Here is a 3,989-nt window from a genome sequence, read left to right as displayed (position 1 = left end):
CTTCGCGTGGGTCTCTGTGAACGACGGCTGGACGCCCCGGCCATCGGTGAAGAACGGCAGCGGCGGCATCGTGAGCGTGGCCGGCTCCCGGGCGGTCGTCGAGGGGGCCTCGGTCTGCCGGTCGGGAGCCGCCACCGGCTGGCACTGCGGCATCATCCTGCAGCGCGATGCCAGCGTCGTCTACCTCCAGGGCACGGTCTCCGAGCTGATCCGTACCAATGTCTGCGCCGAGCCGGGCGACTCCGGTGGCTCCTTCGTCTCCGGTGAGCAGGCGCAGGGGGTCGCCTCCGGCGGTTTCGGTGACTGCGGCGCCGGTGGTTTCACCTACTTTCAGCCGATCAACGAGATCCTCACGATCTATGGTCTGAGCCTGGTGACCACCGCCGGGAACCCTCCTCAGATGAGCACGGGCACCTGTACCGGCTTCCCGGTCACCGCCGCCGCCACCCTGAACGGCGGTCAGGCCGTCTACCAGCCGAAGAGCCTGTACCAATCGGCCGTCGCCGGCGTCCATTACGGCTGCCTGGACGCCGACGACGGCGTTGACTTCGACCTTTATCTCGAGAGGCGGAACGGTTCGGCCTGGAGCACCGTCGCCACCTCCAACGGCTCGGGGGCCGACGAGAAGATCAGTTACACCGGCCCGGCAGGCTCCTACCGCTACCGGGTGGTCTCGTCGAGCGGCTCCGGCCCCTACACCCTGGGTTACAAGGCACCCTGACCCACCCACGACCCTCCTCCGAGGCTGACCGTCGAGCGCACCCGGAGGCCGGAGAATGCCAGGGACGCGGACCCGATCCGAAATCGTCGTCCGCGTGGCGTGCGGTTCTGTCGTCTTGACCGTCAACGGCTGGATTAAGGTGGCGTTGCCCACATCGCATGATCAACCTGCGATATGAGGTGTTCTCCCCCCTTGTGCCTGGAAAGCAGAGGTCGAGGAGAGGCACATGTCCCGCAGACATGCCGTTACCGCAGGGTGCGTCCTGGCGATCACCGCCCTTACCCTGACGGCCGCCCCGGTCGCCGCCCAATCGCGGACAACGGGCCTCCAGGTCGTCCCACTCCCTCGGAAACCGCCGCCACGATTCCCTCCGGGTGTGGTCGAGGCACTTCAGCGTGATCTCAAGATCACCGCTGAGCAGGCGCAGGCTCGCCTGCTCAACGAGGCCCGCCTGGCGCCGATCGAGGCGAGGCTCCGCAGCCGGCTCGGGGCCCACTTCGGCGGCTCCTGGTTCGCGGGAACCATCGCCCAGACCCTGGTGGTGGCCACCACCGATCCCGCCGACCTTCCACAGATCATCGCCGCGGGCGCCCAGGGCGAGGTCGTCAGACGGTCGTACGCGGAACTCGTCCCTATCAAGCGGAAACTCGACCAGGCTCTACCCGCACCCCCACGCGGGGGGAGCGTGCGTTACATCGACGTGAAGATCAACAAGGTTGTCGTCCTCTCCCCGGTGCCAGCGGAAACCGAGAAGATCATCAAGGCCATCGGCGTGGACATGACCTCGGTGGCGGTGATCTTCTCCACCGAGCGACCGCAGCCCTTCGGCGATGTGCGGGGTGGCGACCCCTACTACATCGGCGCCACGGTTCGCTGCTCGATCGGCTTCTCCGTAACTCGGGGCAACCAGAACGGGTTCGTCAGCGCCGGTCACTGCGGGAAGGCGGGCGAGATCACCACCGGAGTCAACCGTGCCGCCCTGGGCGCCTTCCAAAGATCGACCTTCCCGGTCGGTGACTACGCCTGGGTCGCGGTGAACGCCAACTGGACACCCAGGCCGGTGGTACGCGACGGCGGCAGTGGGAACAGAGACACCGTGCCGGTCAGTGGCTTCAGATCGGCCGTCGAGGGGGCCTCGGTCTGCCGGTCGGGCTCCACCACCGGCTGGCGCTGCGGCATCATCCTGCAGCGCGACACCAGCGTCATCTATCCCCAGGGGGCGGTCTCCGGGCTGACCCGCGCCAAGGTCTGCGCCGAACTCGGCGACTCCGGTGGTTCCTTCATCTCGGTGGACCAGGCCCAGGGTGTGACCTCCGGCGGCTCCGGCGACTGCACCTCGGGTGGCGTCACCTACTTCCAGCCGATCAACAAGATCCTCACGGCGTACGGCCTCACCCTGGTGACCGTCGCCGGCGACTCCCCGTCGCCGAGCGCGGGCGCAACCGCACCGGTTCTCCGAACATCATCGCCTGCACGCTGAACAGGGGGCAGAACGTCTACCAGCCGAACAACCAGAGCTGTCGGACGACCGTGACCGGAGTCCATGCCCGCTCCCGGTTCTTCCTACGATGCCGATCGATGAGCGGGCCTCGGGCGGACCATGTCTGGAATGCGGATCTGGCCGGAAATCGTCGTCCGCGTGGCGTGCGGCTTTTGCCATCTTGACAGGCAACACCTGGATTAAGGTGGCGTTGCCCACATCGCATGATCAACCTGCGATATGGGGCGATCTCCCCCCTCATGCTTGGAAGCCGAGGTCGAGGAGAGACCCCATGTCCCGCAGACATGCCGTTACCGCAGGGTGCGTCCTGGCGATCACCGCCCTTACTCTGACGGCCGCTCCGGTCGCCGCCAAACCTCAGACGGTGAGTTCCCCTGCCGCTTCGGCCGCCTGGAAACCGCCGCCGGGTATGATCGCGGCGCTCCAGCGTGATCTCAAGATCACCGCTGAGCAGGCGCAGGCTCGCCTGCTCAACGAGGCCCGCCTGGCGCCGGTCGAAGCGAAGCTCCGCGGCCTGCTGGGTGACCGCTTCGGTGGTTCCTGGTTCACGGGAACCATCGCCCAGACCCTGGTGGTGGCCACCACCGATGCCGCCGACCTCCCCCAGATCGTCGCCGCGGGCGCCCAGGGCGAAGTCGTCAAACGGTCGTATACGGAACTCAGCACGGCCATGGACGGCCTCGATGACAACCTGCCCGGCCACGCCAGCGGGGGAGCCGTGCGCTACGTCGATGTGAGGAACAACCGGATCGTCGTTCTCACGACCGATCCTCTGGTGACCGAGGATCTCATCCAGGCCTCCGGGGTGGACTCGAGCATGGTGCGTCCGGTGCCTTCCACCGAGAAACCCCGGCTCCTTGATGACGTGCGGGGCGGCGACGCCTACTACATCGGCAGCGCGAGTCGCTGTTCGGTCGGTTTCGCGGTGACGCGCGGAGCTCAGAACGGTTTTGCCAGCGCCGGTCACTGCGGGAAGGCGGGCGAGACCACCACCGGAGTCAACCGTGCCGCCCAGGGTGTCTTTCAGGCGTCGAGCTTCCCGGTCGACGATGCCGCCTGGGTTTCCGTGAACGCCAACTGGAGGCTCAGGCCGGTGGTGAACAACGGCAGTGGCGGAACCGTGAGCGTCGTCGGCTCCCGGGCCGCCATCGAGGGCGCCTCGGTCTGCCGTTCGGGCTCCACCACCGGCTGGCACTGCGGCACGATCCAGCAGCGCGACACCAGCGTCACCTACCCCCAGGGCACGATCTACGAGCTCACCCGCACCAGCGTCTGTGCCGAGCCCGGTGACTCCGGCGGTTCCTTCATCTCGGTGGACCAGGCCCAGGGTGTGACCTCCGGCGGCTCCGGCGACTGCACCTCGGGTGGTGTCACCTACTTCCAGCCGATCAACGAGATCCTTACGACCTACGGTCTGAGCCTGGTGACCACCACCGGCACCACTCCGCCGGGTGTCATTCCGCCAGGCACGACCCCCCCGAGCGCGGGTACCTGCACGGGCCTGCCGAAGAACGTCACCGGCACCCTGACCAATGGGCAGAGCGTCTACCAGCCGAACAACCGGAATTATCAGACCACTGTCGCCGGTGTTCACTCCGGTTGCCTGGATGCCGCCGATGGCGCTGATTTCGATCTTTTCCTGGAGAAACGCAACGGCTCGGCCTGGAGTACCGTCGCCACCTCTGACAGTCCGAACCCCGATGAGAAGATCAGCTACACCGGTACGCCTGGGTACTACCGTTATCGGGTGGTCTCCGCGAGCGGCTC

Annotated in this window: 3 protein-coding genes; all 3 read left to right on the top strand. The window is 67.0% G+C overall.

Annotated features, from left to right (window positions below; all coding sequences use genetic code 11):
* Positions 1 to 721, top strand: a 721-nt coding sequence (locus CHC08_RS47595) for a S1 family peptidase (protein ID WP_143653719.1), incomplete at its 5' end; no start/stop codon positions are given.
* 376 nt (positions 722 to 1,097) lie between these two features.
* Positions 1,098 to 2,201, top strand: a complete 1,104-nt coding sequence (locus tag CHC08_RS47590; RefSeq protein ID WP_245879018.1) for a S1 family peptidase — start codon at positions 1,098 to 1,100, stop codon at positions 2,199 to 2,201.
* A 292-nt stretch (positions 2,202 to 2,493) separates the two neighbouring features.
* A partial coding sequence (locus CHC08_RS47585) for a S1 family peptidase (protein ID WP_089213933.1) occupies positions 2,494 to 3,989 on the top strand: 1,496 nt, incomplete at its 3' end.

Origin of the sequence: Streptosporangium subroseum, from assembly GCF_900188345.1 — a bacterium.
In the GTDB taxonomy this organism is placed as follows: domain Bacteria; phylum Actinomycetota; class Actinomycetes; order Streptosporangiales; family Streptosporangiaceae; genus Streptosporangium; species Streptosporangium subroseum.
This window is presented reverse-complemented; position numbering and strand designations above follow the sequence as displayed.